This is a genomic window from Streptomyces sp. NBC_01304 (assembly GCF_035975855.1).
In the GTDB taxonomy this organism is placed as follows: Bacteria; Actinomycetota; Actinomycetes; order Streptomycetales; family Streptomycetaceae; genus Streptomyces.
In genome coordinates this window covers 6,353,883-6,379,483 of sequence record NZ_CP109055.1, presented here as the reverse complement: position 1 = coordinate 6,379,483, position 25,601 = coordinate 6,353,883, and the positions used below count along the sequence as shown (strand labels likewise).

Genomic DNA, 25,601 nt, shown 5'->3' with positions numbered 1-25,601 from the left:
TGCGGGGTCCTCATTCGACGGTAGGCCTGGTGGCCGGGCCGGCCGGGCCGTGAAGGGCCCCACTGCACAGGACTTGCGGCCCGGTCGGCGGTGGTCCACGGTCCCGCCCGTTCCGGGACCCGGCCCGCGGTTCAGTGGCCATCCGGCCGATCCGGGCGCACCCCCCGCGCGCGTAGCGTCGAGGGCATGCCCTCCTCCCCCACCTTGGTTCTCGCTGTGCACGGCAGTGCCGTGCCCGCGGCCGCCGCCACCGTCGGGCGGCTCTGCGACGCCGTCGAGGCGATGTCCGGTGTACGCCCCGTGGTGGGGCACCTCGACATCCAGCGGCCCTCCCTCGGGCAGGCGCTCGACCATCTCGCGCAGGCCGCGCGGGAGCGGGCCGTCGTGGTGCCGCTGCTGCTCGGGAACGGGTTCCACCGGACCATCGACATTCCGGCGCTCGTCGCGAAGCCGCGGCCGCTGCCGGTCTCGCTCACGGCCGGGCTCGCCGGGGAGCAGGACATCGCGCTGGCCCTGTACGGGCGGTTGCGGGAGGCGGAGAGCCTGGCCGGCGGGGGGCGGGCGGATGCGGTCGTGGTGGCCTCGGCCGGGTCGTCGCGCGACGGGGGGAACGACGGGGCTCGCACTGCTGTGGCGCAGCTGCATACGCTCCTTGAGGCGGAGCGGGGCACTGTGCCGGTGCTGCCCGCCTATTGCTCGGCTGCCGAGCCGACCGTGCCGGATACGGTGCAGCGGCTGCGGGATGCGGGGTATCGGCGGGTTGCCGTGGCCACGCATCTGCTGGCGCCGGGGCGGTTTACGCGTGCGCTGGCGGGGGTTGGGGCCTGGGCCGTTGCCGAGCCTCTTGCGGATCATCCGCGGGTTGCCCGGGTGGTGCTTCGGCGGTACGAGGCCGCGGTGCGTTCCGAGGTGCGGGTCGTGGGGGTTGCGGGCTGAGTTTCCCCCACCCCGCCCCTTCCCGTAATTCTGCGAAGCCTTCCGCCCTTCGGGCGGTGTCCTCAAACGCCGGACGGGCTGAAAGAACGAAGCCCGGCTGAAAGAACGAGCGACGTACGGGCTGAAAGATTCGCCAGCCCGGCGTTTGGCGGCATCCCCCCGCCCTCCGGCCGGGCACCCTGTCCGCATGACGACCCCACCAGCGCACCCCCTGCGACCGATGGCCGCCCGCAGTCGCGATGAGGGACATCGTGCTGCCACTCCGCTCGAGCTCTTCTTCGACCTCTGCTTCGTGGTGGCGGTCGCGCAGGCGGGGGTGCAGTTGGTGCACGCCGTCGCCGAGGGGCATGCGGGGGAAGGCGTGCTCAACTACGCGATGGTGTTCTTCGCCATCTGGTGGGCCTGGATGAACTTCACCTGGTTCGCGTCGGCGTACGACAACGACGACGCGCTGTACCGGGTGGTTACCCTCGTCCAGATCGCGGGCGTGCTGATCCTCGCCGCCGGGGTGTCCAAGGCGTTCCAGGACCACGACTTCGTGGTGGTGTGGCTCGGGTATCTGGTGATGCGGCTCGCGCTGATCGCCCAGTGGCTGCGCGCCGCCCGCGCGTCGAGCGGCGCCGAGCGGCGGATGGCACTGCGGTACGCGGGCGGGTTGGCGCTCTGCCAGATCGGCTGGGTGGGGCTGGTCGCGCTGCCGGAGGGGGCCAGGGGCTGGCTGTTCCTGGTCATGGTGATCGCCGAGATGTGCGTACCCGCGTACGCCGAGAAGGACCGGCAGACGACCTGGCATCCGCATCACATCGCCGAGCGGTACGGCCTGTTCACCATCATCGTGCTCGGCGAGACGATCGCGGCGGCCACCGTCGCCGTGAAGTCGGGGATCGACGAGCACGACGCGCTCGGCGAGCTGCTGCCGATCGCCGCGGGCGGGCTGCTCATCGTGTTCGCCGCGTGGTGGATCTACTTCGTCGTGCCCATCCACGGGCATCTGAGCTCCAACCGGCAGGGTTTCCTGTGGGGTTACGGCCACTACTTGATCTTCGCCTCGGCCGCGGCGATCGGCGCGGGCCTGGAGGTGGCCGTCGAGGAGGCCGTGCACAAGGCGCACATCTCCACGCTCGCCGCGTCCGCCGCGGTGACGGTGCCGACGGCGGTGTACCTGCTGACCGTGTGGGCGCTGCACTCGCGTCACTTCAAGGTGGGGCTCGCCCAGCAACTCGTGCTGCCGGTGAGCGCGTTGGCGATTCTTGGCTGTACGTTCGCGGGCCGCTGGGCGGTGCTCGCCGCGGGCCTCGTGGCTGCCTCGACGGTCGCCACAGGCACGACCTTGACGGCCCGGATGGCCCGTTCGGAGCGTCAACTCGCGTGATAGGGATGGGCGTCATGGACCTCGACAAGTCGGATCTCGGCAAGCCCATGGACTCCCTGACCGATGTGGCCGGCATCCGGGTCGGACACGCTTCCCGCTCCGGCGACGGCTGGCTGACCGGCACGACCGTCGTACTCGCGCCCGAGGGCGGCGCGGTGGCCGCCGTGGACGTACGCGGCGGCGGACCCGGGACCCGCGAGACCGACGCGCTCGACCCGCGCAACCTGGTCCAGCGCGTCGAGGCGATCGTCCTGACCGGAGGCAGCGCGTACGGCCTCGATGCCGCGACGGGCGTCATGAACTGGCTCGAGGAGCAGGGCCGCGGCTTCCCCGTGGGCGGCCCCGGCCAGGTCGTCCCCGTCGTCCCCGCCGCCTGCGTCTTCGACCTGGGCCGGGGCGGCGACTGGCGGGCCCGCCCGGATGCCGCGCTCGGCCGGGAGGCGGCTCAGCAGGCGTCGACCGAGGTGGCGCAGGGCAATGTCGGCGCGGGCACCGGCGCGGTCGCGGGCGGCATGAAGGGCGGCGTCGGCACGGCGAGCGTCCAGGTCGGGGCCGGTTTCACGGTGAGCGCGCTCGTGGTGGTCAACGCGGTCGGGGCGGTGGCCGACCCGAACACCGGCGTGCTCTACGGGCGCCACTTCGACAGCGAGGCGGGCCCGGTGACGTACCCGGACCCCGACATCCACGCCCGCGCCCAGGCCCAACTCGCCGAAGCCCGCGCCGAGTCCACGCGCCGCCAGGCCGAGGCCACCGGCGTCCCGGCCGGCCCCGGGAGCGGCACCCCCGCACCCCCGCCCCTCAACACCACGCTCGCCGTCATCGCCACCGACGCCGGACTCACCCGCGCCCAGGCCCAGAAGCTCGCCGGCACCGCGCACGACGGGCTGGCCCGCGCCGTCCGTCCCGTGCACCTGCTGCACGACGGCGACACGGTCTTCGCCCTCGCGACCGGCGAAAAGCCGCTGCCGGACGATCCGTTCCCCGCCATGCTCGCGGCCAACGAGATCCTCGCGGCGGGCGCAGACGTGCTGACCAGGGCCATCGTGCGGGCCGTCGAGGCGGCCGAGCCGGTGGACGGTCCGGGCGGAACCTTCCCCTCGTACCGACAGCTCTACGGCGCCTGAAACCAGGGAACTGGCGCCTGAAACCCGGGAACTTGGGAACGGGCTCGTACGTTTTCCCGAACGACGGACACGATGTCCGACCCAGGGACTACGGTGAGCGGTCACAAGGTGACATGCAGCGACAGCAGCGGCCGTCGACGCGCCGGACCACGCCGACCGACGCGCTGAACAGCCGCGCTGAACCACGCGACACAGCGACGCCGGGAGATGCCTTGAGCGTTGAGTACGAGACACCCGAGGAGCACCTCGAGCAGCTCCTCGCGCACGCCCTGAACTCCTTCGAGTTGCCCGACGAGACACTGGCCCGCCTCGGGACGGCGCTCGCGCACGACCGTTCGCTGCGCTCCGCGCACCACAGCGGAGGGCTGCACCGGGAGACGTACCGGCATACGTTCCTGCTCGCGGACGGCGAGACGGCGAGCCTGTGGGAGCTCATCCACCGCACGACGCAGGACGGGCCCGAGCAGCACGAGCTCTACACGGACGAGGAAGCGGCCCGCATCGCCGCCGCCCGGCTGCCCTTCGACATCCGCGCGGACGTGTGCTCAGCGCCCGGGCCCGACTCCGAACACGGGCCGGAATCACGCCCGGTCTCGGGCTGCGACCCGCTGGACGCCCTGCAGTTGATCGTCGCCCCCGCACCGACCGAGAGGGTGTACGCACCGGCCAACCCCGACGACTCCGTGGACCACGCCCGCCGCCTGCTGCGCCGCGCGGAGAACCCGCGAGGCACGGACCGGCCCGGCGAGGAAACCGCACGCCTGCTGCGCTCATCGCTCGCCCATCAGATAACGCAGGCCTTCGGCCGGCCCGGCGCCGTGGGCACCGCGGGGCTCGGCTTCGCGCTGTACGAGCACGCGTTCCTGCTCGGCGACGGCAGCGAGATCAGCCTCTGGGAGGTCGAGCACACGGCGACACCGGACGGCCGCCACATGTGCGAGGTCTACCTCACCGAGGAAGCGGCGCGCACGGCCATGGAGCGCCGCGCGGACGGCTGAGCCGCCGAACTACGGACGTCCGTCCGTGAGCTGACGTACGAGCCCGGCGAAGGCATCGCGCTCGGCCGCCGTCAGCTCCACGGACTCGACGGGGTGGTACTGGCGCGGCATCGCGTACAGCGGCTGCGCGTCGCGCCACACCGTCACCGCGAACCGGTCTCGGCGCAACATCCGCACCAGGCCGACGACCCACACCACGGTCGCCACGATCAGGACGGACAGGCCGATCTGCTGAAGGACTGAGACATGATCGAACATGCCGGTCAGTAGACAACATGGGGCGGGACTTACGACAGGCCCGTCTTGGGACTTTGGTCCCGAAGTGACGTATCTCGCAAGGCATTGAGCCCCGGCACCACTTGGGGTACCGGGGCTCTTCCGTCAGCTGGAAAAGGCGAGGTCAGAGCGCGACCGACGCCTTCGCCGAGGCGGCCTCCGAGACGGCCACCGCGGTGTCCTGCGAGCTGGCCCCCGCCGCGACGGCGACCTTCTCCGAGCCGGCGCCGGCCACCGGCTTGCGCATCCCCTTCAGCGCGACGACCACGCCCGCCGTGACACACGTACCGGCGATGACCGCCACCAGGTAGAGCAGCGGCTGCCCGATCAGCGGCACCACCCAGACCCCGCCGTGCGGAGCCTGCAGCGTCGAGCCGAAGCCCATCGACAGGGCGCCGGTGACCGCGCCGCCCGCCATCGAGGCGGGGATGACCCGCAGCGGGTCGGCGGCCGCGAACGGGATCGCGCCCTCGGTGATGAAGGAGGCGCCGAGCACCCAGGCGGCCTTGCCGTTCTCGCGCTCGGTCTTGGTGAAGAGCCTGCCGCGCACGGTGGTGGCCAGCGCCATGCCGAGCGGCGGGACCATGCCGGCCGCCATGACCGCGGCCATCACCTTGAGGTTGCCGTCCGTGGCATTGGCACCCAGGCCGCCGACCGCGAAGGCGTACGCGACCTTGTTCAGCGGGCCGCCGAGGTCGAAGCACATCATCAGGCCGAGGATCACGCCGAGGATGATCGCGTTGGCGCCGTTCAGGCCCTCCAGCCAGTCGGTGAGCGCGCCCTGCAGCGAGGCGATCGGCTTGCCGACCACCAGGAACATCAGGAAGCCGACCACCGCCGAGGAGATCAGCGGGATCACCACCACCGGCATGACGCCGCGCAGCACCGGCGGGATGTGCACCCGCTGGATCGCCATGACCGTGCCGCCCGCGATCAGACCGGCGACCAGACCGCCGAGGAACCCGGCGTTGATGGTGACGGCGACCGCACCGCCGACGAAGCCCGGCACCAGACCGGGCCGGTCCGCCATGCCGTACGCGATGTAACCGGCGAGCACCGGCACCAGGAAGCCGAAGGCGAGCCCGCCGACCTGGAAGAACAGCGCGGCCCAGCTGGCCGCCTCGGTCCACACGAAGTGCTCGGCCACCGACTTGGCGGTGTTGATCTCATAGCCGCCGATCGCGAAGCCGAGGGCGATGAGCAGTCCGCCCGCGGCCACGAACGGAACCATGTAACTGACGCCGGACATCAGCCACTTGCGCAGCTTTGTGCCGTAGCCGTCGCCTTCCTCGCCGGCCTTCTCCACCGGAGTGGCGGCCGCACCCGAGGAGACATCGCCGCGCTCGGCCTTGTCGCGCACCTCGGCGATCAGCTCGGCGGGGCGGTTGATGCCCGCCTTCACCCCGACGTCGACGGTGGGCTTTCCGGCGAACCGCTCCTTGTCCCGTACGGGCACGTCATGAGCGAAGATCACGCCGTCGCGGCGGCGATGACGGCCGGGTCGAGCCGGGTGAACCCGGCGGAGCCCTGCGTCTCGACGACGAGCTCGATGCCCGCGTCGCGGCCCGCGTTCTCCAGGGACTCGGCGGCCATGTAGGTGTGGGCGATGCCGGTGGGGCAGGAGGTGACTGCGACGATCTTGAACGTGCCGTCGTCGGCGGCCTGCGCAGGAGGCTCCTCGACAGTCTCAGCCGGTACGACAGCCTCATCGCCCCTGATCATCGCGGCAGCGTCCGCCGCATCACCCACCGCGCGCAGCGCGCCCGTGAACTCCGCGTCCATCAACTGCCGTGCGAGCGACGACAGGATGGACAGGTGATCGCTGTCGGCCCCGGCGGGCGCGGCTATCAGGAACACCAGGTCGGCGGGCCCGTCCGGCGCCCCGAAGTCGATGCCCGTCGCCGACCGCCCGAAGGCGAGCGTCGGCTCGGTGACATGGGCGCTGCGGCAGTGCGGGATCCCGATGCCGCCGTCGAGCCCGGTCGGCATCTGCGCCTCGCGGGCCGCGACATCGGCGAGGAACCCGTCCAGGTCGGTCACCCGCCCCAGGGCCACCATCCGCTCGGCGAGCGAACGCGCCGCGGCTTCCTTCGTCTCGGCGGACAGGTCGAGGTCGACCAGTTCCGCGGTGATCATCTGGCTCATCGCGGGCTCCTTTGCTCGCATGTGCGGGGGCTGTGGGGGGTGTTGGCAGGGCACTGCGGGTGCTTCGAGAACTTCGGGGAGAGGTGGTTCATGCGGCAGGCTCCGTGAGTACGCGATCCAGCGGCACGTCGGCCGTGACGGAGACCGCCGCCGTATCGAGGTCGCCGGGCGTCGGCATCACGCTGCCGGGCAGCTGGACCGCCGCAGCCCCGTGCGCGACGGCCGACGCGAGGGCCATCGGGCCCGAGCCCCCGGCCGCCAGGAATCCGGCGAGCGAGGCGTCACCGGCGCCGACGTTGCTGCGTACGACATCGACCCGCGCGCTCGCGAAGTACGTGCCCGAGTCGTCCACGAGCAACTGGCCGTCCGCGCCCAGCGAGGCGAGGACCGCCCGTGCGCCCAGCTCCCGCAGCTCCTGTGCCGCCTTGACCGCGTCCCCGACCGTGGCGAGCGGCCGCCCGACCGCCTCGGCCAGCTCCTCGGCATTGGGCTTGACCACGTCGGGCCGCCCGGTGAGCGCCGCGAGCAGCGCGGGCCCCGAGGTGTCGAGCGCGATCCGGGCCCCCGCGGCATGGGCGCGGGCGACCAACTCGGCGTACCAGGAAGCCTGGAGCCCGCGCGGCAGGCTGCCGCAGCAGGCGATCCAGCCGGCCCCGACGGACCGCTCCTGGACGGTCGCGAGCAGCAACTCGGCCTCGGTGGCGGACAGTTCGGGCCCGGCTGCGTTGATCTTCGTGAGCGTGCCGTCCGGTTCGGCGACCGAGATGTTGGACCGGGTCTGCCCGGCGACCGTGACCGCGGCGACGTCGATGCCCTGATCGTCGAGGAGTTGCGCGACCAGGACGCCGGGGGTCCCGCCGAGCGGCAGGACGGCGACGGTGCTCAGGCCCGCGGCGGCGACGGCCCGCGAGACGTTGACTCCCTTGCCGCCCGGGTCCATCCGGTCGCCGGTGGCGCGGATGACCTCGCCGCGGTCCAGCGACGGCACCTCGTAGGTGCGGTCGAGGGAGGGGTTCGGGGTGACCGTGACGATCAGATCGGTGGCGTGGGGGGTGTGCGGGGTGCTCATACGCGTACAACTTCCGTACCGGCACGCTCGATCGCGGCCGCGTCTTCGGGGCTGAGCCCCTGGTCGGTGATCAGCAGGTCCACGGCGGAGAGGTCGCCGAAGCGCGCGAAGTGCTCCTGGCCGTGCTTGGCGGAGTCCGCGAGCAGCACCACCCGGCGGGCGGCGGCGACGGCGGCGCGCTTGACGGCGGCCTCTGCGAGGTCGGGGGTGGTCAGGCCGTGCTCGGCACTAAAGCCGTTTGCGGCGAGGAAGAGGACGTCGGCGCGGATCTCTCCGTATGCCCGCAGCGCCCAGGCGTCGACGGCGGCGCGGGTACGTTGCCGGACGCGGCCGCCGACGAGGTGGAGCTGGATGCCCGGGTGGTCGGCGAGGCGGGCCGCGGTGGGCAGCGAGTGCGTGACGACGGTGAGCGCGGAGTCGAGAGGGAGGTTCGCCGCGACCCGGGCCACGGTCGACCCGGCGTCCAGGATCACGCTGGCCTCCCCGGTGGGGAGTTCGGCGAGGGCGGCGTGCGCGATGCGGTCCTTCTCGTCGGCCGCGGTGGACTCGCGCTCGGCGAGGTCGGGCTCGAAGTCGAGGCGTCCGGCCGGTATGGCCCCGCCGTGCACGCGGCGGACGAGGCCGGCGCGGTCGAGGGCCTTGAGGTCGCGCCGGACGGTCTCGGCGGTGACCTGGAAGGTCTCGGCGAGGGACAGCACGTCGACCCGGCCGCCCTCGCGGGCAAGGCGCAGGATCTCCTGCTGACGCTCGGGTCCATACATGTGGGTTCCGCTCCGCTTCATGCCCGACTATGTGGTTTCATCGCCAGAGTACGGTCACGTACGCACGAAGTAAACACATTCGGGCATCACGCGGGCAGAAACAGACTTTGGGCCCGAACCCCGGTGCGGGGTTCGGGCCCAAAGGCCTGCCTTGAACAGGTACCGGGTCAGCTCCCGGGATCAGGTCCCGGGATCAGGTCCCAGGATCAGACGAGCACCGACTCCTTCGCCGGCGGCACCTCGTCGTCGTCCGAAGCGGCGACCACGACCGCCTCCGGCTCCGCGTCGTCGCCCGCGCCCTCCACGTGCTGCGCGGGCTTCTTCGGAAGCGCGAACATCAGGACGAAGATCGCGAGAAGGATCACGGCGACGTACCGAAGCGCGTACTGGAAGGCGTCCACGATGGCGAGGTTCACCTGCGGCGGCACCAGGTGATCGCCGATCTGCCCGAAGAAGACCACCGAGACCAGACCGAGGCCCAGCGCGTTGCCCATCTGCATGGTCGTGTTGATCAGGCCCGACGCCGAACCGGCGTGCTCACGCGGCACCTCGGAGAGCACCGCGTCCGTCAGCGGGGCGACGATCAAGCCCATGCCGATGCCCATGAGGATCAGCGGAAGGGCCATCTGCCAGGCGCTGATGCCCATGCCGTACCGCTCGGCCTCCCAGATGTAGACCAGGACGCCCGAGGCCATGACGAGCGCGCCCGCCTGCAGCACCTTGCGGCCGAACTTCGGGACCAGCATCTGCACGGACATGCCGGCCGCGGCGGACACGGCGATCGAGAACGGGATCCCCGTCACGCCTGCCTTGAGCGCGGTCCAGCCGAGCCCTTGCTGCATGTAGAGGGTCCACACCATGAAGAAGATGCCCATGATCAGCCCGAAGGTCAGCTGGACCGCGATGCCCGCCGCGAAGCTCTTCACCTTGAACAGCGGCAGCTCGATGAGCGGCGAGCCGTCCTTCTTGGCCTTCTTCTTCTCGTACGCGATGAGGATGGCCGCGACCGGAACCGCGCCCGCCATCATCACGAAGCCCCACACCGGCCAGTCCAGCTCGTGGCCGCGGGTCAGCGGGTAGAGCAGCATCAGCAGGGCGATCACCACGAGCACGACGCCGACCAGGTCCAGCTTGAGCGCCTTCGGCGCCTTGGACTCGGAGATGAACTTCCGGCCGAGGATCAGCGCGGCGATACCGACCGGCAGGTTGATCAGGAAGATCGGACGCCATTCGAGACCGAACAGGTTCCACTGGGTGAGCAGCGCACCGAGCAGCGGGCCGGTCACCGCGCCGAGCCCGACGATCGCGCCGAACAGGCCGAAGACCTTGCCGCGCTCGTGCGCGGGGAACGTCGCGTGCACGATCGAGAGGACCTGCGGCACCATCAGCGACGCCGTCGCACCCTGCAGCAGTCGCGAGGCGACCAGCATCTCCGGGTTGGCCGCGAAGCCGCAGAGCGCCGAGGCGAGGGTGAAGCCGGCTATGCCTATCAGGAAGAGCTTCTTGCGGCCGTAGATGTCGCCGAGCCGGCCGCCGGTGATGAGACCGGCGGCGAAGGCGAGTGCGTACCCCGCGGTGATCCACTGGATCTGGCTGAACGAGGCGCCTTCGGTGCGCGTGATGGTGGGAATCGCGACGTTCACGATCGTCACGTCCACAAGGTCCATGAACGACGCGGTCATCACGACGGCGAGCGCGAACCAACGGCGCCGGTCGCTTCCCACGACCGTGCTGCTGGGCCCCGCTACGGGGGTACTGGAGGAGGTCATGCGTAGAACTTAGACCCCATGTAGGTCAGGGTGCGTCCTAATTAGGGCTCATCATGAAATGCATGACGACGGATACTCCAGCACGACTGCTGCAGCTCCTCTCACTCCTGCAGACACCGCGCGAATGGCCGGGCGGTGAACTCGCGGACCGCCTGAGCGTCTCCCGGCGGACCGTGCGCCGGGACGTCGACCGGCTGCGGGACCTCGGCTATCCGGTGCAGGCGACGATGGGTGCCGACGGAGGCTATCGCCTGGTCGCGGGCAAGGCGATGCCGCCCCTGGTCCTGGACGACGAGGAGGCGGTGGCCATCGCGGTCGGCCTCAGGGCCGGGGCGGGGCATGCCGTCGAGGGTGTGGAGGAGGCGTCGGTGCGCGCCCTCGCCAAGCTCGAACAGGTCCTGCCCTCGCGCCTGCGGCACCGGGTCTCCACCCTCCAGGCGGCGACGAGCCCGCTGGTCTTCGGGGGCGCGGACGGGGCGACGATCGCGCCCGAGACCCTGACGGTCCTGGCCTCGACGGCGACCGGTCACGAGAAGCTCCGCTTCGGCTACCGGGCGAAGGACGGCATCGAGTCGCGGCGCCAGGTCGAGCCGTACCGCCTCGTCTCGACGGGACGGCGCTGGTACCTCGTCGCGTACGACCTGGAGCGCGAGGACTGGCGCACCTTCCGGGTCGACCGGATCACGGACCCCTTCGCGACCGGCGCCCGCTTCACCCAGCGGGAGCTGCCGGAGGGGGACGCGGCGGAGTTCATGCGGCGCACGGTGTGGCGCAACACCCCGTCGTTCGCGCTCGACGTGTCCTTCGCGGCTTCCGCCGAGTACGTCGCGGCACGGCTGCCGGGACATCTGGGGACGCCGGTGGCCGAGGGCGAGGACGCGTGCCGGTTGCGGGTGACGGCGACGGACTCGGTGGTGTGGCTCGCCATGCGGCTGGCGCTGGTGGACGCGGAGTTCACCGTTCACGGTCCGGCTGAACTGGCGGGGTACATCCGGGATTTGGGTACCCGAATGGTCAATTCCAGCTCACCCAAAATCAGCCCCTCCGGCGTTTGAGGAGCGGGGCCCGGGGCGGAGCCCCGTGTGCTCGACAGAAGTGGGGCCCGACGAAACGAAGCGAGCCCCGGCGCCAGGGGGGGGTGGGCGCCGGGGCTCGGTCTATGGGGCGGCGGGGCAGAGCCCAGCCTTTTCGGAGCTATGCCGCAGCATCAAAGCCGGTGTCGCGAGCCAGCCGCTTCAGCTCAAGAAGCGCATGCTTCTCGATCTGCCGAATCCGCTCACGCGTCAGCCCGTGCTCCTTGCCGACCTCGGTCAGCGTCCGCTCCCGGCCGTCCACGATGCCGTACCGCATCTTTATGATCGACGCCGTGCGCTGATCGAGCCGCCCGATCAGATCGTCCAGCTCCTCACTCCGAAGGAGCGTGAGCACGGACTGCTCGGGCGAGATCGCGGAGGTGTCCTCGAGGAGGTCGCCGAACTGGGTGTCGCCCTCGTCGTCCACCGCCATGTTCAGCGAGACCGGGTCACGGGCCCAGTCGAGCACGTCGCCGACGCGCTCCGGCTTGGTGTCCAGTTCGGCGGCGATCTCCGCGTGCTCCGGGTCGCGGCCGTGCTCGCGGTTGAACTCGCGCTGCACCCGGCGGATCCGGCCGAGCTCCTCGACCAGGTGGACGGGGAGGCGGATGGTGCGGGACTGGTCGGCTATGGAGCGGGTGATGGCCTGACGGATCCACCACGTCGCGTACGTGGAGAACTTGAAGCCCTTGCGGTAGTCGAACTTCTCCACCGCGCGCACCAGGCCGGCGTTCCCCTCCTGGATCAGGTCCAGGAGCGGCAGGCCGCTGCGCGGGTAGCGGCGGGCGACCGCGACGACCAGACGGAGGTTGGAGCGGATGAAGATGTCCTTGGCCCGGTCGCTGTCGGCGATGAGCGCCTCCAGCTCCTCACGGGAGGCACCGGCGGCGGCCTTGCTCTTCTCCTCGACCTCGCCGGCCAGGATCTTCTCCGCGTACACCCCCGCCTCGATGATCTGCGAGAGCTCGACCTCACGGGCCGCGTCGAGCAGCGGCGTGCGGGCTATCTCGTCCAGATACATGCCGACCAGGTCGCGGTCGGCGATCTCGCCGGTTCCGACGCGAACACTGCGTGCCGCGTCGCTGGTCCCGCCGGAGGCGGACTTACGACGGGCGACGGCACGGGTTGCCATGCGTGCTCCCTTGCGATGAATGGTGCTGGTCAGCGGGCCTTTGTGGGAAACGGCACACGCCCCTGTGTGCTGCATCCGATGGAAACAACGACTGGAATCAGGACAGAATTCCCAAGCCGCTCAACAATTTTCCAGATCTTGCAGTACCCTGTGCCGCCCACGGAGGGAGGCAAGGTGCTTACAGGATCCACAGAGGTGCAGGTCAGGCCAGGTGTCGAGGGGGACATCGGGCCCCTCACGGACCTCTACAACCACTACGTGCGTGAGACGGCCATCACATTCGACACGGCCGAATACACCCCGCAGGAGCGCCTGCCCTGGCTGCTCTCCCACCCTGAAGACGGTCGGCACCGCCTCCTGGTTGCCCAGGAAGTACCGGGTTCCCGCATTTTGGGTTACGCAACCAGTAGCGCGTTCCGGCCGAAGGCGGCGTACGAGACCTCAGTGGAGGTCTCGGTCTACCTCTCCCCCGACGCGGGCGGGCGCGGCATCGGCACCCTCCTCTACAAGCGTCTCTTCGAGGCCCTGGCCGACGAGGACGTGCATCGCGCGTACGCGGGCATCACGGTGCCGAACGAGGCGTCGGTGCGGCTGCACCAGCGGTTCGGCTTCCAGCACGTGGGGACGTACGGGGAAGTCGGCAGGAAGTTCGGCGAGTACTGGGACGTCGCCTGGTACGAGAAGGCCCTGGAGCCGGGGACCGTCTAGGCGTCACCCGAACCGCATCACCGAACCGCATCACCCGAACCGCATCACCCGAACTGCATCACCCGAACTGCACCGAGCGCTTCGCGAGCCCCATCCAGAACCCTTCGATGACGGACCGCTGCGCGCCCAGTTCCCCCACCGCGTCCGCCGCCCCGAGGGTCACGAACAGCGGCGCGAAGTGCTCGGTTCGCGGGTGCGCCAGCTGCCCCGCGGGCGACTTGTGCGTGAAATCGAGCAGCCCGTCCACGTCGCCCGCCGCGAGCGCCTCGCGCCCCCACGCGTCGAACTCGGCCGACCAGCCGGGGATGCCGCCCTGCCGCAGCGCCGCCAGGTTGTGCGTGAAGAAGCCACTGCCGACGATCAGCACGCCCTCGTCGCGCAGCGGCGCCAGCTTGCGTCCGATGTCCATCAGGCGGCGCGGGTCGAGGGTGGGCAGGGAGATCTGCAGGACCGGGATGTCGGCGCCGGGGTACATCTCGACGAGCGGGACGTACGCGCCGTGGTCGAGCCCCCGGTCCGGGATGTCCTGCACGGGCGTGCCCGGGGTGCGCAGCAACTTACGTACGGATGCGGCGAGTTCGGGGGCCCCGGGGGCGGCGTACGTCACCTGGTAGTAGTGCTCGGGGAAGCCCCAGAAGTCGTACACGAGCGGCACGGTCTCGGTCGCGCCGAGGGCGAGCGGGGCCTCCTCCCAGTGCGCGGAGACCATCAGGATCGCCTTCGGCCGCGGCAGCTCGGCGGACCAGGCGGCGAGCTGGTCCGGCCAGAGTGCGTCGTCGGCGAGGGGCGGGGCGCCGTGGCTGAGGTAGAGGGCGGGCATGCGCTCGGGTGCGGTGGGGGTGGTCATCCCGGCCTCCAGCTTGCTCAGTTTTGCTTGAACTCTAAAGTACAACTTCGAGGGTAGTCCGCTTTTGTACAACTTTCAAGGACAGGCTCCGTACAGTGGAGTCATGACGACGCACAACGAGGAGCCGCGCTGGCTCAGCGACGAGGAACAGCGCACCTGGCGCGCCTATCTGCACGCCACCACGCTGCTCGAGGACCACCTGGACAGACAGCTCCAGCGCGACGCGAAGATGCCGCACATCTACTACGGGCTCCTCGTCCAGCTCTCCCAGGCCCCGCGCCGCCGGCTGCGGATGACCGAGCTGGCCCGCAACGTCAAGATCACCCGGTCCCGGCTCTCGCACGCCGTGGCCCGCCTGGAGCAGCACGGCTGGGTACGGCGCGAGGACTGCGCCTCGGACAAGCGGGGGCAGAACGCGATCCTCACGGACGAGGGAGTCGCGGTCCTGGAGCGGTCGGCGCCGGGCCATGTGGCCGCCGTACGCCAGGCGATGTTCGACCGGCTCACCCCGGAACAGCAGCAGTCCCTCGGCGAGATCATGAAGATCATCGCCGAGGGACTGCAGCCGAACGAGGTGGGTGCGGACCTGCCTTGGCTCCGCTAGCTCATACGCTTCGCGCTTTTCGTACGTTCCCTACGCGGCCTCAGTGGGCCACCACCGGGATCTTCACCTCGTCCTCGACCGACCCGGCACCCTCGCCGCCGCCGGAGGCGACGGGCGTGGAGGTGCCCGGCGCACCGGTGTTGATGAAGGTCACCGCGATGATCGCGGAGATCACCAGGATGCCGACCGCCCACCAGGTGGCCGTGGCGTAACCGTCCACCTGCGCCTGCGCCGCCAGGAGCTGCTTGGCGGCCGCGGTGTTCGCGCCCGCCGCGTGCGCGGCCACGTAGGCCGTGGTGGCGGAGGCGGCGATGGTGTTCAGCAGGGCCGTGCCGATCGCGCCGCCGACCTGCTGCGAGGTGTTGACCATCGCGGAGGCGACACCGGCGTCACGCGGCTCGACACCGTGCGTGGCAAGGGACATGGCGGGCATGAACGCCGTACCCATGCCGAGACCGAGCAGCAGCAGCGCCGGCAGGACCAGCGTGGTGTACGAGGAGCCGATCTCCATCTGGGTGAGGAGCAGCATGCCGAGCGCGGCGACCAGGAAGCCCGGCCCCATCAGCAGGCGCGGCGCGACCCGGGTCATCAGACGGGCACCGATCTGCGTGGAGCCCGTGATCATGCCCACGATCATCGGCAGGAACGCGAAGCCGGTCTTCACCGGCGAGTAGCCCTGCACGATCTGCAGGTAGTAGGTGAGGAACAGGAACGTGCCGAACATCGCGATGACGGCCAGACCCAGCGACAGGTAGACGCCGCCACGGTTGCGCTCGGTCAGGACGCGCAGCGGCAGCAGCGGGGCCTTGACCTTGGACTCGGTGACGAGGAACGCCGCGAGCAGCACCGCGGAGGCGACGAACATGCCGACCGTCAGCGCGTCGGACCAGCCGGCCGACTCGGCGCGGGTGAAGCCGTACACCAGGGCGACCAGGCCCAGGGTGGACAGGAGCACGCCGGGGATGTCGAGCGGCGAGCGGTTGCGGCCCTCGGCGGGCTCACGGATGACGAAGTACGCACCCGCGGCGGCGACGATCGCGAACGGAACGTTGACGAAGAACGTCCAGCGCCAGTTCATGTACTCGGTGAGCAGACCGCCGAGGATGAAGCCCACGGCGCCACCACCACCGGCGATCGCACCGTAGATGCCGAACGCCTTGGCGCGCTCCTTGCCGTCGGTGAACATCACCGCGAGCAGCGACAGCGCGGCCGGCGCGAGCAGCGCGCCGAACACGCCCTGCAGGGCGCGGGCGCCGAGCATCATGGCCTCGCCGTTGGCCGCGCCACCGAGCACGGAGGCGACGGCGAAGCCGACCAGACCGACGAGGAAGGCGCGCTTGCGCCCCCACAGGTCGGCGATGCGGCCACCGAAGAGCAGCAGGCCACCGAAGGCCAGGGCGTAAGCGGTGATGACCCACTGGCGGTTGCCGTCCGAGATGCCCAGGTCCACCTGGGCGGAGGGCAGCGCGATGTTCACGATGGTCGCGTCGAGCACGACCATCAGCTGGGCCAGGGCTATGAAGACGAGCGCCTTCCAGCGCTTCGGATCGGGAACTGCGGTGTGCGGACTGGCTTTCAGGCCTGTTTCAGGCATGGGGGTACCCACCTCGGGACTCTTGGAACTGAATGAATGCGGTAACGGGAAGCGTGTGGTGTAAGCCTGCGACCTCAAGCCCGGTCGAGGTCAAACGGATTAATCGGGATTGCTGCAGGGATTGCTGCAGGGATTGCTGCAGGGATTGCTGCAGGAAGTGCCGAGGATCACTCGGTGGTCCGGAGATCCTCCAACGTCGCGGCGGAGCCCGGGAGTTCGGATCGCGCGGGTGCCATCAGGCCGTCCAGGAACAGCTGCAGATGGCGGTGCACGAACTGGTCGAAGTCCACACACCCGCTGCCGGGCAGCGGACGGGTGAGCTGGGAGAGACCGACGAGGAGGTCACCGGCGGCCACGTCGCCGCGCAACTGGCCTGCCGCACGGGCCCGTTCCATGAGCTGTACGACGAGCTCCTCCAGCCGGTCCCGCGCGTCGTGCAGATCCGAGTGGTCCCGGTCGAAGGCGCCGGAGAGCATCGGGCACAGCGCGCCGATCCGCTCGTCCGCCGCGGCGTGCACGAAGCGGCGCAGCGCCTGGAAGGCGTCGGCCTCCTCGGCCATGGCCCGCTCGGCCTCGGCCGAGGTGCGGTCCATCACCGAGCAGACCACCTCGTGGATGAGGCCCGGACGGTCCGGAAAGTGCCGGTAGAGCGTGGCGTTGCCGATCCCGGCCCGGCGGGCGATCTCGTCCAGCGGGACCTCGGGGCCGAACTCGACGAACATCTCGCGTGCCGCGGTGACGATCCGCTCGCGGTTGCGCAGGGCGTCCGCCCGCGGGCGGGGGACGCGCTTCGGCTTGGTGGCGGTGTCCACGGCGGCGCTCCTCGTTCGTCTACGTATGCGGTGATCCATCCGCCACTAGGCGGGGAATCAGTCCCCGTTTCGTGAGGACACCCATGCAAACGGGGAGAGGGTCCCCGGTTATTTCACACATCCATGTGAACTGAGTCACACGCCTGCAGGTCGAAATACCCACGTTCGGTCGCACTCAGCGAGCGCCTGCGCACACCCCGGCACAGGGTGACGTCAAGGGCGCCGCCTGCTCGGCCGCCCGCCGCGAACCGTCGCCCTCGCCCCCTTCGGGCGCGGTGGACCCGACCGGAAGGCCCCTCGATGCAGCTGGCAAGGCGCTGGATACGCAGCCCCCGACGCAGCGCGCTGCTTGCCGCGGTGGCGGCCCTCGTGCTCTCTGCGACCGCGACGGCCAGCACCGGACAGCTCGTGGACCACGGCCCCGGGACCGCGGCCGGATCCATCGCGATGGCCCGCTCCACGGCCCTCGGCCCCTGCATGATCAGCGGCACGCTCGGCGTCCAGATGTCCGAGGGCGTGCCCACCTCGCCCGGCTACGCCCGCTCCACCGGCGAGATCCGCGCCCTGAACCTGATGGTCGACTTCCCGGACGCGCCCGGCGAGGGCCCCGCCACCGGGCGCCTCGCGGAGTTCTTCCCGCAGACCCAGGACTGGTTCCGCACCGCCTCCTACGGCCGTCTCACCTATCGCCCCGATGCCCCGATCAAGGACTGGCTGCGGATGCCGCAGGCGTTCTCCGCGTACGGGATAGAGCGCGGGGCTCCCTTCGACCCGGGCTATCGCCAGCTGGTCGAGGACATCGTGCAGGCCGCCGACCCCAAGGTGGACTTCCGCGCCTACGACCTGGTGAACATCCTGGTCACCCCGAACGCGGGCCCGTCCGCGCTCGACACGGTCCTCTCCGTGACCTTCGCGGGCAACCACGAGGCACCGGTCGCCGACGGCGTCCCGGTCGCCAACGCGTCCTTCGTCTACAGCCGCCAGGACGACGGCTCGGGCTCGTACGCCGAGACCGGCTACCGCGTGCTCCCCCACGAGAACGGCCACGTCTTCGGCCTGCCCGACCTCTACACCTCGGACGGCGGCGGGGCCGTCGGGCACTGGGACATCATGAGCGAGGACTGGGGCGCCAACAACGACCTGCTCGGCTGGCACAAGTGGAAGCTGGGCTGGCTCGACGACAACCAGATCAGCTGCGCCGCCAACCCCGGCACCACCGAGCACGTCCTGACCCCGCTCGGCGCGACCGGCGGCCCCAAGGTCGCCTTCGTACCGCTCAGCGACGAGACCGGGTACGCGATCGAGCTGCGCACCCGCGGCGGCAACGACGAGTCGGTCTGCAAGCCCGGCGTCCTCATCTACCGCGTCGACGCGGACGTGGACACCGGCCACGGCCCGGTCACCGTCTCCGACTCACGCCGCGACAGCGGAGGCTGCACCCGCCGCCCCAACGTCCACGCCGAGCTCTCGGACGCGCCGTACGCTCCCGGCGAGACCTTCGTCGACGAGGACGCGGGGGTTCAGATCAAGGTGGCGTCGGCGGCGCTGGACGGGACGTACCGGGTGCTGGTCAGCCGCGTCTGAGCCCCCTGCGGGTCTCGTCGAGGGCTCAGGAACGTACGTACAGCCCCGACCGCCCCGCGTACCGGGCCTGCGCGCCCAGCTCCTCCTCGATCCGGATGAGCTGGTTGTACTTGGCGGTGCGGTCCGACCGCGACAACGACCCCGTCTTGATCTGCCCGCACCCCGTCGCCACCGCGAGGTCGGCGATCGTCGTGTCCTCGGTCTCGCCGGAGCGGTGCGACATGACGACGGTGTAGCCGGCCTTGTGCGCGGCGTCGACCGTGCCGAGGGTCTCGGTCAGCGACCCGATCTGATTGACCTTGACGAGAATCGAGTTGGCGATGCCGTCCCGGATCCCGTCCCGCAGCCGGGCCTCATTCGTACAGAACAGATCATCCCCCGTGAGCTGGCACTTCTCCCCCAGCAGCTCCATCAGCAACTTCCATCCCACGGAGTCGTCCTCGGCCATGCCGTCCTCGATGGAGGCGACCGGGTAGCGGGCGACGAGTCCGGCGAGGTACTCGGCATGCTCCTCGACCGACCGCCGCACGCCCTCCCCCGCATAGTCGTAGACCCCGTCCTTGAAGAACTCCGAGGTCGCCGGGTCCATCACCAGGCTGATGTCCTCGCCGGGCGTGTACCCCGTCGCCTCGATCGCGTCCACGACGAACTGCAGCGCCTCGTCGGCCGTGCTCAGCTCGGGCGCGAAGCCGCCCTCGTCGCCGACGCCGGTGCTGTGCCCCGCGTCCGACAGCGACTTGCGCAGGGTATGGAAGACCTCCGACCCCATCCGAACAGCGTCGAAGAAGCTCTCCGCACCGATCGGCGCGATCATGAACTCCTGGAAATCCAGCCGGTTGTTGGCGTGCGCGCCGCCGTTGATGATGTTCATCATCGGTACGGGAAGCAGCCGGGCCCCCGCCCCTCCCACATAGCGGTACAGCGGCAGCCGGTGCGCCGCGGCGGCGGCCTTCACGGTCGCGAGGGAGACCCCGAGAACGGCGTTGGCCCCCAGCTTCCCCTTGTTCGGCGTCCCGTCGAGCGCCACCATCACCTCGTCGACGAGCGCCTGATTCTCGGCCTCCAGCCCCACCACGGCCCCGGCTATCACCCCGTTGACGGCGTCGACCGCCCCCCGAACCCCCTTGCCGTGAAACCGCTTCGCGTCCCCGTCCCGCAACTCGACGGCCTCATTGGCCCCGGTCGAGGCACCCGAGGGAACGGCCGCCCGACCGAGCGATCCGTCCTCCAGGAGGACATCCACCTCGACGGTCGGGTTGCCCCGGCTGTCGAGAACTTCGCGGCCCACCACACGAGAGATGACAGTCATCGCACTCCTCTTGATCCGACTTGATTCGACTTGACCCGACTCTTTAGCCCGGCTATTTAGTTCAGCTACTTAGCTTGGCTAACGACATCTTCGCACAGCGCCAACTACTGCTTGCGGGCACCCCCTTGACCAACGGGTGAACAGAGCGCGACGGTCCGGGGCGAGAACACGACGGTTCGGGACGAGAGCACGACGGTCCGGGACGAGGAGATGACGGTCCAGGCCGCCTGCCCCATGAGGACGCCCTGACCAGCAAGAACAGGAATCCTCCCTGGCTGCGGACGACATCCGCTAGGCTGGTCGCCGGATCTTAGAGATCCCCCCGCCTTCGTAGCTCAGGGGATAGAGCACCGCTCTCCTAAAGCGGGTGTCGCAGGTTCGAATCCTGCCGGGGGCACACGACTAAGGGCCAGCTCAGGGGATGTTTTCCCCGGGGCTGGCCCTTCTGGATGATCTGGCCTGTGCCACTTACGTGCCCTCGTGCCGACGTCCCTGTTCTTGCGGATCATCTCGCCGAGGCGGTTGGCGATCTCCCGGTCACGGCCGTTGACCATGTGCTGATAGATCAGTGCAGCCCTAGCGGTGCCGTGCCCCATCCTCGCCATCAGCTCACGGAGACTCGCGCCGTCGGCAGTGAGGGTGTTTCCCGTGTGCCGAAGATCGTGGAAGTGGACGTCAGCCGTGATGCCCGCCTTGGTTCGGGCCTTGACCCAGTCGTCGCGGAAGTTGCTTCGCCGTAGCTTCCCGCCCTGGGGACCGATGAAGACGTGTCCGTCGCGACCGGGGCCAGCCGCGGGGGACTCGGCGGGGGCCGACCGGATGCAGTCGGCGCAGCCGGTACGGAGAGGCTTTAGGCGAGCGACCAAGGTGCACCGCTCAATGCGGTGTGGAGCGGGGCTGCCAGTGCACACCGCGCAGAGTTGAACATGTTCAACTTTCGTGGCAGCGTGAGCGCTTGACGATCTGGTTGCTTCGCACACCAGGGTTTGACGTACGCAAGGGGGAGTCATGCGTGATGAACGAGGGCGAGTCGCTGCGGGGTTGCGCGGAGTGGTCTTGGCGGTCGCGGTGTTGACGCTGGCCACGGGGTGCATATGGCAGCAACAGACACTGGCTCGGGCCGACATCGTAGGTACCTGGACCGAGGGCGATACCGGGACCCTGCTCTTCAAGGACGATGGCACCGTCGTCATAACCAACCTTGCCGAGTTCAATAACGACGGCGACAAGGTGTCGGAGTGCAGCGGCACCGGCGACTGGTGGGTGTATCCCGACGACAAGGAAGCGGACACGTTGGGGACCAGCATCTGCGACGGCAACCCGTGGGAATTCGGCGGCTCGAAGGCGCATCCGAAGATGCGGCACAGCGTGGGAGATCCTGATAACGGGGACTACCAAACCCTCAGCCGCAAGTAGCGGAAGCCGCCCGGCGCGTCCAGCCCGTCACCCACCCGACTCACCTGTACTGCACCAGGAGGCGTCGAGAGGTAGTGATCTTGAAGAGTGAGGTCTTCTCAGCGGTGCTGAATGCAGCAGAGAAGGACCTGGAAACGTTCTTCTGGTACGGCGAAGATCCGGACGAGACCGTCAGGCCGGAGACCAGAGTCTTCGCGGTGGACTTCATGAACGGGTTGATCGACAAAGGGCAGCCCAAGCCGCCGCAAGATACGAGCTGAGCTAGGCGTGCCACAGCCGTGCCAGAGCGAGCAGGGAACCACGGGGAACACCGAGGACCAACGGGTGACGCCAAGAGGATCAGCGCAGGGCGGGAATCCGCAGGTCAGCCGCCACATGATCCAACCTCGCCCCTAAAGCGGGTGTCGCAGGTTCGAATCCTGCCGGGGGCACCAGGCCTGATCAGCGCGCTCGCCTCTGTGAGGTGGGCGCGCTGTTCTGTGTGGCCAGGGCGTGGGTATGCCGTTTCGTGGCTTCCTGCGCCGTCGGCCTTCCTGCCCCGTCGGCCCCTGCCGCCGCTCAGTGCAGCACGCGATAAGTCACATGCGTGACCGAGTCCGTCGCTCGCGACTCCACCTGTTCGAGGTTCAGGGGTGGTACGCCGTCGAACAGTCGGGTGCCCGCGCCGAGTGTGAACGGGAGGGTGTGCAGGCGTAGTTCGTCGATCAGGCCTGCGGCGAGGTACTGGTTGATGGTGGTCGCTCCGCCGTGGATCGCCACGTCGCGGTCGCCGGCCGCCTCGCGGGCCCGGCGCAGGGCGGATGTGATGCCGTCGGTGACGAAGTGGAACGTGGTGCCGCCGGCCATCGGCTGTGGGTCGCGCGGGTGATGGGTGAGGACGAAGACCGGTGCGTGGTAGGGCGGGTTGTCGCCCCACCAGCCGTTCCACTGCCGGTCCCACGTACCGCGTACGGGGCCGAACATGTTGCGCCCCATGATGAAGGCGCCGAACGCCGTCAGCCGGTCGAGCTCGGTCTTTCGCTGTTCCGGGGTTTCGAACATCCAGCCGTGCAGCCTGTCGCCCCAGCCGTCGCCCGCGTCGTCCCCGAACGGGCGCTGCTCGGTCTGGTTGAGCCCTGCCGAGTAGCCGTCGGCGGAGATGGACAGGTCGCACCTCACCCTGCCCAAGGGCTTCGAGGGCTTCGAGGGCTTCGAGGGCTCCAAAGGTTCCAAGTGTCCCGATTTTCCCGTGTGTTCGGTCATTGTGACGTCCTCCCGAGGGAATGCGTGCCGTACGGGGTGGACCGAGCCCAGGCCGCGAACTCATCGCGAGTGTCGCTTCGGTCACCAAGCGGCGATGACCGGCGCCTCCGGTTCGCGCCGGCGCCAGGCCACATTGAGGCGCCCGAGCCGGTCCGCGGCCGCGATGCCGCGCAGGGACGCGACCTTGCCGTCGCTGATCTCGAAGGCCACGGCGCCCACCACCCGGCCGTCGACCACGGCGACGACGGCCGGGGAGCCGTTGAGCAGCGCGATGTGCATCGCGGGCGAGCCGCCGGCCATCCGCCGCTTGGCCGGTGTGGGCTTGAAGCCGGCCCGCACGTAGGCGGCGACCCGCTCGCGCGTGTCGTACCGCAACAGCCGTTTGGCCAGTCCGGCGCCGTCCGAGAACGCCGTCACGTCGTCGGTCAGCAGCGCCACAAGGCGTTCGGTGCGCCCCGACGTGGCGGCGGCCAGGAACTCCTCGACCACCCGGCGCGCGGACACCGGGTCGGCCTCGCGGCCGCGGCGGCGCTCGGCGGTGACGCGGATCCGGGCCCGGTGGGCGTGCTGCTGGCTCGCGGACTCGGAGATGCCGAGGATTCCGGCGATCTCGGCATGGCCGTACGAGAAGGCCTCCCGCAGGACGTAGACGGCCCGCTCGACCGGCGAGAGGCGCTCCAAGAGGGTCAGTACGGCCAGGGACACCGATTCGCGCTGCTCGAAGGTGTCGGCCGGGCCGAGCATCGGATCGCCCTCCAGGAGCGGCTCCGGCAACCAGGCACCGGCCGCCCGCTCATGGCGTACCCGCGCCGAACGCAGCCGGTCGAGGCAGAGGTTGGTGACGACCTTGGTCAGCCACGCCTCCGGCACCTCGACCTGTTCGCGGTCCGCGGCCTGCCAGCGCAGGAACGTGTCCTGCACCGCGTCCTCGGCGTCGGCCGCCGAGCCGAGCAGTCGGTACGCCAACGAGGCCAGCCGGCCCCGGCCGGCCTCGAAGCGGTCAACTGCTGCCATGTCCATGCGGACCAGCCTATGCGGCGACCCGCACCCCGGCTCGCTCCGGTGCAGCGGCCAGGCGGCGCCTGCGCTTCGGCATGCCGAACGTCGGGTGGGCGATGCTCAGGGCGGAACCCTTGAGGATGACCGCCTTGAAGCGCGTGGCGGCCCAGCCGCCCAGGTACCAGGACTTCGACCGGGCCTCGTCGTCCACCGCCTGGAAGATCGCGTCCCGTCGGCCGAGGCTGATGTGGTTGCCGACGTACTTCATCCCGACGGTCGGGACCTCACCGCCCGTGAGGCGCGCGATGATCGCGCCGAACGCCTGCATGTTGGTGTTGCCGGCCGAGGCGCACGACATCGGCAGCTGCCGGCCGTTGTCGCCGATCGCGTGGACGGCGTCACCGGCGGCGTAGACGTCCGGGTGCGAGACCGAGCGCATGGTGCGGTCCACGACGATCTGGCCGGTCCCGGTGACCTCCAGACCGCTGGAGGCCGCGATGGGGTGCACCGCGAACCCGGCAGTCCACACGGTCACTTCGGCCGGTATGGACGTACCGTCTGCGGCGATCGCCCGGGTCGGCTCGACGGCTTCGATGCCGGTGTGCTCGTGGACGGTGATGCCGAGCCGGTCGAAGGCCCGGCGCAGATGGCGGCGGGCCTTCGGGGAGAGCCAGGCGCCCAACTCGCCGCGCGCGGCGAGCGCGACTGAGAGGTCGGGCCGCGTCTCGGCGAACTCGGCGGCGGTCTCGATGCCGGTCAGCCCCTCGCCGACGACAAGCACGGTCGCGCCCGCGCCCAGACCGGCCAGGCGCTCGCGCAGCCGCAGCGCCGAGGGCCGGCCGGTCACGTCGAAGGCGTGCTCGGCCGCACCGGGGACACCGTGGTCGGCCGCCGAGCTGCCGAGCGCGTAGAGAAGCGTGTCGTACGCGATCTCGCCGTCGCCGTCCTCGCCGGTCACGGCGACGGCCTTGCGCTCGGGGTCGATGCCGGTGACGCGCGCCAGGCGCAGCCGCACCCCGGTGCCCGCGAAGACGTCGGCGAGCCCCCGGAACGGGATGTCCTGGCCGCTCGCGAGCTGGTGCAGCCGCATCCGCTCGACGAAGTCGGGCACGGCGTTCACGACGGTGATCTCGGTGTCGGCCGGGGAGAGCCGACGGGCCAGGTTCCCGGCGGCGAAGGCCCCGGCGTATCCGGCACCGAGGACGACGATGCGGTGCTTCATGGCGTTGCTCCTGTCTCGTTCGCGTGCCCCTTGAACGGGACGGCGGGCGGATTGCTGACAGGAGTCGCGTGTGACGAGGGTCACCCGCGTACACCGTCACAAGGACCGGGCCACGGACGCCTTGTGGGCAACAAGCGACGAGATACCGCCGCGGGGGACGAGCTACCGCGGCCAGAAGGAGCACACCATGAACACCGCCCTGTGGATCGTCACCGGACTCCTGGCCACCGTCTTCCTGGTCGCCGGCGCCAACAAGCTGTTCCTCTCGCACGAGAAGCTGGCCAAGGCGCCCGGCGGGGGCTGGGTCCTGGATTTCAGTGCCGACTTCCTCAAGGGGCTCGGAGCAGTGGAGGTCCTGGGCGCCGTCGGCCTGGTCCTGCCCGCTCTGGTCGACGTGGCGCCGGTGCTTGTGCCGGTGGCGGCCGTCGGCCTCGCACTGATCATGGCGGGCGCGGCGGTCACGACCCTGCGCCGTCACGAGCCCCTGCACGCCCTGTTGAACCTGGTCTATCTCGCCCTCGCCGTCTTCGTGGCGTGGGGGCGCTTCGGCCCCGAGTCGTTCACCGGCTGATCGACGCCCGAAGATCGACGCCCGAAGATCGGCACCCG

23 protein-coding genes, 1 tRNA gene and 2 pseudogenes are annotated in these 25,601 nt (G+C 70.2%); 12 read left to right on the top strand and 14 right to left on the bottom strand.

Annotated features, from left to right (window positions below):
* Positions 1-186 precede the first annotated feature (186 nt).
* The 4 genes from OG430_RS28485 (at position 187) to OG430_RS28470 (ending at position 4,430) form a co-directional block, all read left to right on the top strand.
* Entirely contained in the window at positions 187-936 is a 750-nt protein-coding gene (locus OG430_RS28485) for a sirohydrochlorin chelatase (RefSeq protein ID WP_327355465.1), read from the top strand.
* A 187-nt stretch (positions 937-1,123) separates the two neighbouring features.
* Positions 1,124-2,308, top strand: a complete 1,185-nt coding sequence (locus OG430_RS28480) for a low temperature requirement protein A (RefSeq protein WP_327355464.1) — start codon at positions 1,124-1,126, stop codon at positions 2,306-2,308.
* A 14-nt stretch (positions 2,309-2,322) separates the two neighbouring features.
* On the top strand, positions 2,323-3,432 hold the full coding sequence (locus tag OG430_RS28475) for a P1 family peptidase (RefSeq protein ID WP_327355463.1): 1,110 nt from the start codon (positions 2,323-2,325) through the stop codon (positions 3,430-3,432).
* 212 nt (positions 3,433-3,644) lie between these two features.
* Positions 3,645-4,430: a DUF6227 family protein gene (locus tag OG430_RS28470; protein WP_327355462.1), complete on the top strand. Its 786-nt coding sequence runs from the start codon at positions 3,645-3,647 to the stop codon at positions 4,428-4,430.
* A gap of 9 nt (positions 4,431-4,439) precedes the next feature.
* Here OG430_RS28470 and OG430_RS28465 read toward each other — a convergent pair whose 3' ends face one another.
* From OG430_RS28465 to OG430_RS28445, 5 genes and pseudogenes are all read right to left on the bottom strand, one after another.
* Positions 4,440-4,688 (bottom strand): hypothetical protein, encoded by a 249-nt coding sequence (locus tag OG430_RS28465; RefSeq protein WP_327355461.1) that lies wholly within the window; start codon positions 4,686-4,688, stop codon positions 4,440-4,442.
* Positions 4,689-4,830: 142 nt separating this feature from the next.
* Positions 4,831-6,851 (bottom strand): annotated as a pseudogene (locus OG430_RS28460) (PTS fructose transporter subunit IIABC).
* A gap of 88 nt (positions 6,852-6,939) precedes the next feature.
* A complete protein-coding gene (gene pfkB, locus OG430_RS28455; RefSeq protein ID WP_327359253.1) occupies positions 6,940-7,887 on the bottom strand; it encodes a 1-phosphofructokinase in 948 nt (315 codons plus the stop codon).
* 29 nt (positions 7,888-7,916) lie between these two features.
* On the bottom strand, positions 7,917-8,681 hold the full coding sequence (locus OG430_RS28450; protein WP_327359252.1) for a DeoR/GlpR family DNA-binding transcription regulator: 765 nt from the start codon (positions 8,679-8,681) through the stop codon (positions 7,917-7,919).
* 206 nt (positions 8,682-8,887) lie between these two features.
* The gene (locus tag OG430_RS28445; RefSeq protein WP_327355460.1) at positions 8,888-10,450 is read right to left on the bottom strand and encodes an MFS transporter; all 1,563 of its coding nucleotides are present in this window, start codon (positions 10,448-10,450) and stop codon (positions 8,888-8,890) included.
* A 62-nt stretch (positions 10,451-10,512) separates the two neighbouring features.
* Here OG430_RS28445 and OG430_RS28440 point away from each other — a divergent pair, with 62 nt between their 5' ends.
* Positions 10,513-11,505, top strand: a complete 993-nt coding sequence (locus OG430_RS28440) for a helix-turn-helix transcriptional regulator (RefSeq protein ID WP_327355459.1) — start codon at positions 10,513-10,515, stop codon at positions 11,503-11,505.
* A 139-nt stretch (positions 11,506-11,644) separates the two neighbouring features.
* Here OG430_RS28440 and OG430_RS28435 read toward each other — a convergent pair whose 3' ends face one another.
* A complete protein-coding gene (locus tag OG430_RS28435; protein WP_327355458.1) occupies positions 11,645-12,655 on the bottom strand; it encodes a sigma-70 family RNA polymerase sigma factor in 1,011 nt (336 codons plus the stop codon).
* 174 nt (positions 12,656-12,829) lie between these two features.
* Between OG430_RS28435 and OG430_RS28430 the strand changes: the two genes are divergently transcribed.
* On the top strand, positions 12,830-13,363 hold the full coding sequence (locus tag OG430_RS28430; RefSeq protein ID WP_327355457.1) for a GNAT family N-acetyltransferase: 534 nt from the start codon (positions 12,830-12,832) through the stop codon (positions 13,361-13,363).
* Positions 13,364-13,421: 58 nt separating this feature from the next.
* Here the strand turns inward: OG430_RS28430 and OG430_RS28425 are convergent, their stop codons facing one another.
* Positions 13,422-14,210 (bottom strand): dioxygenase family protein, encoded by a 789-nt coding sequence (locus OG430_RS28425; RefSeq protein ID WP_327355456.1) that lies wholly within the window; start codon positions 14,208-14,210, stop codon positions 13,422-13,424.
* Positions 14,211-14,313: 103 nt separating this feature from the next.
* Here OG430_RS28425 and OG430_RS28420 point away from each other — a divergent pair, with 103 nt between their 5' ends.
* Complete coding sequence (locus OG430_RS28420) at positions 14,314-14,814, top strand: MarR family winged helix-turn-helix transcriptional regulator (RefSeq protein ID WP_327355455.1); 501 nt, start codon at positions 14,314-14,316, stop codon at positions 14,812-14,814.
* Between the two features lie 40 nt (positions 14,815-14,854).
* On the opposite strand, the gene OG430_RS28415 is transcribed toward OG430_RS28420, so the two are convergent.
* Together OG430_RS28415 and OG430_RS28410 are read right to left on the bottom strand one after the other, a co-directional pair.
* Positions 14,855-16,408, bottom strand: coding sequence for an MFS transporter (locus OG430_RS28415; RefSeq protein ID WP_327355454.1), 1,554 nt, complete (start codon positions 16,406-16,408; stop codon positions 14,855-14,857).
* Positions 16,409-16,575: 167 nt separating this feature from the next.
* Positions 16,576-17,259, bottom strand: coding sequence for a TetR/AcrR family transcriptional regulator (locus tag OG430_RS28410; RefSeq protein WP_327355453.1), 684 nt, complete (start codon positions 17,257-17,259; stop codon positions 16,576-16,578).
* Between the two features lie 261 nt (positions 17,260-17,520).
* Here OG430_RS28410 and OG430_RS28405 point away from each other — a divergent pair, with 261 nt between their 5' ends.
* The gene (locus tag OG430_RS28405) at positions 17,521-18,804 is read left to right on the top strand and encodes a M6 family metalloprotease domain-containing protein (protein WP_327355452.1); all 1,284 of its coding nucleotides are present in this window, start codon (positions 17,521-17,523) and stop codon (positions 18,802-18,804) included.
* A 25-nt stretch (positions 18,805-18,829) separates the two neighbouring features.
* Here OG430_RS28405 and eno read toward each other — a convergent pair whose 3' ends face one another.
* The gene (gene eno / locus OG430_RS28400; RefSeq protein ID WP_327355451.1) at positions 18,830-20,113 is read right to left on the bottom strand and encodes a phosphopyruvate hydratase; all 1,284 of its coding nucleotides are present in this window, start codon (positions 20,111-20,113) and stop codon (positions 18,830-18,832) included.
* Positions 20,114-20,437: 324 nt separating this feature from the next.
* Between eno and OG430_RS28395 the strand changes: the two genes are divergently transcribed.
* Positions 20,438-20,510 (top strand) — tRNA-Arg (locus tag OG430_RS28395).
* Positions 20,511-20,613: 103 nt separating this feature from the next.
* Here the strand turns inward: OG430_RS28395 and OG430_RS28390 are convergent.
* Positions 20,614-20,904 (bottom strand): annotated as a pseudogene (locus OG430_RS28390) (tyrosine-type recombinase/integrase); the annotation flags it as partial.
* A gap of 217 nt (positions 20,905-21,121) precedes the next feature.
* Here OG430_RS28390 and OG430_RS28385 point away from each other — a divergent pair.
* The gene (locus OG430_RS28385) at positions 21,122-21,529 is read left to right on the top strand and encodes a hypothetical protein (protein ID WP_327355450.1); all 408 of its coding nucleotides are present in this window, start codon (positions 21,122-21,124) and stop codon (positions 21,527-21,529) included.
* Between the two features lie 80 nt (positions 21,530-21,609).
* Positions 21,610-21,789, top strand: coding sequence for a hypothetical protein (locus tag OG430_RS28380; protein ID WP_327355449.1), 180 nt, complete (start codon positions 21,610-21,612; stop codon positions 21,787-21,789).
* Between the two features lie 298 nt (positions 21,790-22,087).
* On the opposite strand, the gene OG430_RS28375 is transcribed toward OG430_RS28380, so the two are convergent.
* The 3 genes from OG430_RS28375 to OG430_RS28365 form a co-directional block, all read right to left on the bottom strand.
* Positions 22,088-22,696 (bottom strand): dihydrofolate reductase family protein, encoded by a 609-nt coding sequence (locus OG430_RS28375; RefSeq protein WP_327355448.1) that lies wholly within the window; start codon positions 22,694-22,696, stop codon positions 22,088-22,090.
* Positions 22,697-22,852: 156 nt separating this feature from the next.
* Positions 22,853-23,791 (bottom strand): sigma-70 family RNA polymerase sigma factor, encoded by a 939-nt coding sequence (locus OG430_RS28370; protein ID WP_327355447.1) that lies wholly within the window; start codon positions 23,789-23,791, stop codon positions 22,853-22,855.
* A 10-nt stretch (positions 23,792-23,801) separates the two neighbouring features.
* Complete coding sequence (locus OG430_RS28365; RefSeq protein ID WP_327355446.1) at positions 23,802-24,992, bottom strand: NAD(P)/FAD-dependent oxidoreductase; 1,191 nt, start codon at positions 24,990-24,992, stop codon at positions 23,802-23,804.
* A gap of 70 nt (positions 24,993-25,062) precedes the next feature.
* Here OG430_RS28365 and OG430_RS28360 point away from each other — a divergent pair, with 70 nt between their 5' ends.
* Positions 25,063-25,563, top strand: coding sequence for a DoxX family protein (locus OG430_RS28360; RefSeq protein WP_327355445.1), 501 nt, complete (start codon positions 25,063-25,065; stop codon positions 25,561-25,563).
* Positions 25,564-25,601 lie beyond the last annotated feature (38 nt).